General features: G+C 76.5%; 4 protein-coding genes. 2 read left to right on the top strand and 2 right to left on the bottom strand.

The window, feature by feature from the left end; translation table 11 throughout:
- The first annotated feature begins 112 nt into the window (after window positions 1-112).
- Complete coding sequence (locus tag ACTUAL_RS27925; RefSeq protein WP_440902328.1) at window positions 113-310, top strand: serine protease inhibitor; 198 nt, start codon at window positions 113-115, stop codon at window positions 308-310.
- 45 nt (window positions 311-355) lie between these two features.
- Here ACTUAL_RS27925 and ACTUAL_RS27920 read toward each other — a convergent pair whose 3' ends face one another.
- Complete coding sequence (locus ACTUAL_RS27920; protein WP_440902327.1) at window positions 356-745, bottom strand: nuclear transport factor 2 family protein; 390 nt, start codon at window positions 743-745, stop codon at window positions 356-358.
- Window positions 746-972: 227 nt separating this feature from the next.
- Here ACTUAL_RS27920 and ACTUAL_RS27915 point away from each other — a divergent pair, with 227 nt between their 5' ends.
- On the top strand, window positions 973-1,539 hold the full coding sequence (locus ACTUAL_RS27915) for a TetR/AcrR family transcriptional regulator (RefSeq protein WP_440902326.1): 567 nt from the start codon (window positions 973-975) through the stop codon (window positions 1,537-1,539).
- 41 nt (window positions 1,540-1,580) lie between these two features.
- Here ACTUAL_RS27915 and ACTUAL_RS27910 read toward each other — a convergent pair.
- On the bottom strand, window positions 1,581-1,880 hold a 300-nt coding region (locus ACTUAL_RS27910), incomplete at its 5' end, for a cellulose binding domain-containing protein (RefSeq protein WP_440902325.1).

The raw sequence follows: 1,880 nt of genomic DNA, 5'->3' as shown, positions 1-1,880 counted from the left end.
CCGGCGGCCGGACGGGGTCGGCCGATCGGCCGATGCCCGCTGCGCGCGGCCCCGGCGTGCAGCAGACTGGGTGCTCCCGTGATCGTCGGTGTTCTCGGAGAGGGGTGGCGCGGTGAGCAGGAGCGAGTGGCCGGAGCTGGTGGGCGCGTCGGCGGACCAGGTGGTCGCCGCGATCAGGGCCGAGCACCCCGGCCGCGAGGTCGTGGTGGTGCCGGAGGGCTCGTTCGTGACCCTGGACTACCGGGAGGACCGGGTGCGCGTGTTCGTGACCGCCGACGGCCGGGTGGCCGAGGTCCCCAGGATCGGCTGAGCGCCCCCTGGCCGGCCGAGAGCCCCCTGGCCGGCCGAGCGCCGGTCACCCGCCGAAGAAGGCGTCCATGCCGGGCACGTCGGACAGGTAGGTCTCGATCCGCGCGATCCGCCCGTCCCGCAGGCGGCACACCACCGACAGGTGCTCGTCGAGCACGGCGTCGTCGCGGCGCGCGGTGTTGTGCAGCGACAGGGCCACGTCCTCCCGGCCGACCAGGACGTGCAGCAGCTCGAAGGACACGCCGTGCCCGGCGATGAGCCGCACCCGCTCCAGGATCGCGTCGGCCCCGACGACGACCCCGGACACGGCGTTGTCGCCGGGCAGGGTCCAGGTGGCGTCGGGGTGCAGGAGCGCGCGGAGCGCGGCCCAGTCCCCGGCGACCAGGGCGGCGTGGAACCGCTCTCCCAGGGCGCGGGCGGTCGGGGTGGTGGTCATGGGCGATCCCCTCGCTTAACGCAGTGATCATTGCCTTAAGTCGAGGCTACTCCCGCGCGGGCCCAGGGCTCACGACCCCTGGGCTTCACGGACCTGGGCTCACAGGCCCGCGCTTCCCGGACCAGGGCTCACGGATCTGCGCTCACAGGCCCGCGCTTCACAGCCCTGCGCTCACAGCCCGCGCTTCACAGCCCTGCCCTCACGCCCCGGTGCGTTAGCGTGGCGGGGTGGACGAGAGCACCCGCGCGCGACGCCCCGGCGGGCGCAGCGCGCGCGTGCGGGCGGTGGTGCACCGGGCCGCCGTGGAGCTGGTCGCCGAGCGCGGCGCGGACCGGGTGACCATCCCCGCCGTCGCCGAGCGGGCCGGGGTCAGCGCGAGCACGCTCTACCGGCGGTGGGGCGGACTGGGCGCGCTCCTGGCCGACGTCGCCGAGCGGGCCGCCGACAGCGCGCCCGACCTCGTCGGGGCCCTGCGCGCCGACCTCGCGGAGCAGGCCGCGTGGACCCTGTCCGACCTGGCGCGCCCCGGAGGGATCGCGTTCTTCCGCGCGGAGGTCGCCCCGGACGTGGACGAGCGGCACGCCGCGCTGCGCGAGTGCCTGCGCCGGGCCACGGCCCGCTTCCAGGCGGTGCTGGACGCGGCGGGCGCGCGCGGCGAGGCGGCCCCGTCGCTGGAGCGGGTGCTGGACCGGGTCGTGGCCCCGCTGCACTTCCGCGTGGTGTTCTCGATCGCCGGGACCACCGAGGAGTACGCCCGCGCCCTCGCGCACGAGCTGCTGGACGGGACGCGGTAGCCCGGTGCGGCCGGGGTTCCCCCCGGCCGCACCGGATCGCGTCAGGAGGTCGTGCAGCCGGTGATCGTGACGCCGGACGCCTGCCCGGAGCCGGTCAGGCCGAACGCGGCGCTCGCCGCCGGGGCCAGCGCGCCGTTGTGCGCGGCGTTCGTCACCGCCCCCGAGGCGTAGGTCCCGTTCCACACGCTGGAGATCGTGGTGCCGGACGCGGTCGTCAGCGCGACCTTCCAGCCCCGCGTGGCCGCCGTCCCGGAGTTGGTCACGGTGACCTCGCCCTGGTAGCCGCCCTGCCAGCTGTTCACCACCCGCAGCACCGCCGCGCACCCGGCGTCCCCGCCCCC

Source organism: Actinosynnema sp. (assembly GCF_052038725.1).
This window is presented reverse-complemented; position numbering and strand designations above follow the sequence as displayed.

Excerpts from the sequence above, each read along its gene's own strand:
- ACTUAL_RS27920 (WP_440902327.1), bottom strand. The coding sequence starts at position 745 with ATGACCACCACCCCGACCGCCCGCGCCCTGGGAGAGCGGTTCCACGCC.